The sequence below is a fragment of the Rhodobaculum claviforme genome (genome assembly GCF_016653255.1).
In the GTDB taxonomy this organism is placed as follows: domain Bacteria; phylum Pseudomonadota; class Alphaproteobacteria; order Rhodobacterales; family Rhodobacteraceae; genus Rhodobaculum; species Rhodobaculum claviforme.
In genome coordinates this window covers 1-3,464 of sequence record NZ_NHSD01000050.1, presented here as the reverse complement: position 1 = coordinate 3,464, position 3,464 = coordinate 1, and the positions used below count along the sequence as shown (strand labels likewise).

General features: G+C 72.2%; 3 protein-coding genes. All 3 read left to right on the top strand.

The genetic code is table 11. The features are described 5' to 3' along the window. Positions 1-245: hypothetical protein (locus tag CCR87_RS00745; protein WP_201155420.1), on the top strand; the 245-nt coding region annotated here is incomplete at its 5' end. A gap of 81 nt (positions 246-326) precedes the next feature. Beyond that, complete coding sequence (locus tag CCR87_RS00740; protein ID WP_201155419.1) at positions 327-1,037, top strand: ABC transporter ATP-binding protein; 711 nt, start codon at positions 327-329, stop codon at positions 1,035-1,037. Next, a complete protein-coding gene (locus tag CCR87_RS00735; RefSeq protein WP_201155418.1) occupies positions 1,037-3,400 on the top strand; it encodes an ABC transporter permease in 2,364 nt (787 codons plus the stop codon). The genes CCR87_RS00740 and CCR87_RS00735 overlap by 1 nt, the downstream gene beginning before the upstream one ends. Positions 3,401-3,464: the final 64 nt, after the last annotated feature.

Genomic DNA, 3,464 nt, shown 5'->3' with positions numbered 1-3,464 from the left:
ACATCAGGCCCGCCGCGCGGTCGCGCGATGCGCTGCCGCTGGCGCCGGAGTTGGAGGAGGGCGGCGCGGCGGGCCTGATGTTCGTGGCGGCCCGCGCACGCTGGCTCGATCAGGAGCGCGCGCGCGCCAATGCCCGGCTGGCGTCGGCCCATGCCGCGGAACTGACCGCGCAGGCGGCCGCCGCGCGCGCCGTGGGCCGGGCGGCCGCCCTCGAACGCCTCGCGGCCCGTCCGCCACGCCGATGACGGTGTGACGGCGGCGCCTTGCGGCAGATCAAGGACGTCCCCGCCCGCCCGGTGTCCATTTCCCGCGCAGGAGGCGCCGGGATGCGCGACGGCATCGTCTTTCGCACCGAGGGGGTCACGCGGGTCTATGGCTCCGGGGCGGGCACGGTGCATGCGCTGCGCGGTGTGGACCTGGCGCTGCGCGAGGGTGAAATGGTGGTGCTGCTGGGCGCCTCCGGCTCGGGTAAGTCGACGCTGCTCAATATCCTCGGCGGTCTGGATACGCCCACGGCGGGGCGGGTGATGTTTCGCGACCGCGACCTGACGCGGGCCACGGATGCGCAGCTGACCGCCTATCGCCGCGACCATGTCGGGTTCGTGTTCCAGTTCTACAACCTGGTGCCCAGCCTGACCGCGCGCGAGAACGTGGCGCTGGTGACCGAGATCTCCCGCGATCCGATGACCCCGGAGGCGGCGCTGGAGCGTGTCGGCCTGTCGCACCGCGCCCACCACTTTCCCGCCGAGATGTCGGGCGGCGAGCAGCAGCGCGCCGCCATCGCCCGCGCCATCGCCAAGCGCCCCGAAGTGCTGCTGTGCGACGAGCCGACCGGCGCGCTGGACAGCCGCACCGGCGTGCAGGTGCTGGAGGCGCTGGACCAGGTCAATCGCGAGCTGGGCACCGCCACCGTCCTGATCACCCACAATGCCGGCATCCGGCGCATCGCGCATCGGGTGATCCACCTCGCCGATGGCGCCGTGGCCCGCATCGAGGTGAACGCCACCCGCATCCCTCCGTCACAGGTGGTGTGGTGATGCGTGCGCTGGACCGGAAGCTGCTGCGCGATCTGTGGCGCATCCGCGCGCAGGCGCTGGCGATCGCGCTGGTGCTGGCCTGCGGGGTGGCGGTGCTGGTGCTGGGCACCGGCACCCAGTCCACCCTGACCGAGACCCGCGACGCCTGGTACGAACGCAACCGCTTTGCCGATGTGTTCGCCCGGGCCACCCGCGCCCCCCGCGCGCTGCTCGACGCCATTGCCGAAATCGATGGCGTCGCCCAGGTCGAGGCGCGCATCGCGCGGCTGGTCGTGCTGGACATGCCCGCGCTGGCCGAGCCTGCGATGGGGTGGGTGATCTCGGTGCCCGACGCGGGCGATCCGGTCCTCAACCAGCCGCTTGTGCGCAGGGGCACCCTGCCCGATCCGCACCGCGACGACGCCGTCGCGGTGTCCGAACCCTTTGCCGAGGCGCACGGCCTGCGCCCCGGCGACGGGTTTGATGCGGTGCTTAATGGGACGTTGCGGCGCCTGACGGTGTCCGGGACGGTGCTCAGCCCCGAATTCATCTATACCATGGGACCGGGCACGATGATCCCGGACGACCTGCGCTTTGGCGTGCTGTGGATGGGGCAGGCGGCGCTTGCGGCGGCGTTCGACATGGACGGGGCGTTCGATGACGTCGCGCTGCGCCTGACCCCCGGCGCGCGCGAGGCCGCGGTGATCGCCGCGCTGGACCATCTGCTTGCGCCCTATGGCGGGCAGGGGGCGCATGGCCGGGATCGGCAGCTGAGCCACGGGTTTCTGGACAGCGAATTGCAGCAGCTGGGCGCCATCGCGCTGATCCTGCCGCCGGTGTTCTTTGTCGTCACGGCATTTCTGGTGAACATGGTGCTGGGCCGGCTGATCGCGCTGGAGCGGTTGCAGATCGGGTTGCTCAAGGCGGTGGGGTATTCCACCGGCGCGGTGGCGGCGCATTACCTGAAGCTCGCGCTGGCGATCGGGGGGTGCGGCGTTGCGATCGGCTGGCTGGCGGGGGCGTGGCTGGCGGCGGGGATGGCGGGGCTGTACGCGGACTTCTTTCGCTTCCCCTATCTGGTCTACCGGCCCGAGCCGGTGGCCTTTGCCGTGTCGGGGGGGCTGGCGCTGGCCACGGTGGTGGCGGGGGCGTTGCGCGCGGTGTGGCGCACGGTGCGGCTGGCACCGGCGGTGGCGATGTCGCCGCCCGCGCCGCCGCGCTATGCCCGCGGGCTGGCGGACCGGGTGGCGGCGGTGGTGCGGCTGCGCCAGACGTCGATGATGATCCTGCGGTCGGTCACGCGGTATCCGGGGCGCGCGGCGGTGACGGTGTTCGGGGTGATGGCGGCAACCGCGATCATGGTCGCGTCGCTGTTCACCTTTGATGCCATGGACGCGATGATGGAGGATTTCTTCTACACCGCCAACCGCGCGCAGGTGACGCTGATGCTGAGCGAGGCGCGGGGCGACGGGGTGCTGCTGGAGGCCGCGCGCCTGCCGGGTGTGCTGCGGGCCGAGGGGCACGCCTCGGTCCCGATCCGGCTGCGCCATGGTCCCCACGACCGCACCCTGCGGCTGGAGGCGCAGGCCGCCGACGCGACCCTGATCCGCGTGCTCGATCGCGACGGGCGCGTGGTGCCGGTCCCGCCCCGAGGGATCGCGCTGCCGGCGACGCTGGCGCAGGCCTGGGACATTGCGCCGGGCGATCTGGTGGCGGTCGAGTTCCTCGTCCCCCCGCGCGAGACGCATCTGCTGCCGGTCACCGCGTTGACGCGCCAGAGCATGGGCCAGGACGCGCACATGGACGCGGACGCGCTGTCGGTGCTGCTGCGCCAGGCGCCACAGGTGAACCGCATCGACCTGTTGATCGACACGGAGGCGCTGGGCGACCTGCATGCGGCGGTCAAGGCGACACCGGCGGTGGCCGGCGTGATGCTGTGGGACGACACGCGCGCGCGGTTCCGCTCCGAGATCCAGGCGAATCTTTGGACGATGGTGGCGATCTACGCCACGCTCGGGACGCTGGTGACGGTGGGGGTCGTCTACAACGCCGCGCGCATCCAGCTGTCGGAGCGCGCGCATGAGCTGGCCAGCCTGCGGGTGCTGGGGTTTTCCCGGGCCGATGTCGCGTGGGTGCTGATGGGCGAGGTGCTGCTGCTGACGCTGCTGGCGCTGCCGTTGGGCTGGGTGGCGGGCTACGGCTTTGCCGCCGCCACCGCCGCGGGGCTGTCGACGGAGTTCGTGTCGATCCCGCTGGTGGTGACGCGGGCGACCTATGGCGCGGCGACGGTGGTGGTGGGGGTGGCCGCGGTCGCCTCGGTGGTGCTGGTGCGTCGGCAGCTGGACCGGGTCGACATGGTTTCCGCACTCAAGGCCCGGGAATAGGGCCCGGGAATAAGGTGCCGGACGGGGGCACGGAAACGGGGGTGACAGGATGCGCGGGGCACGG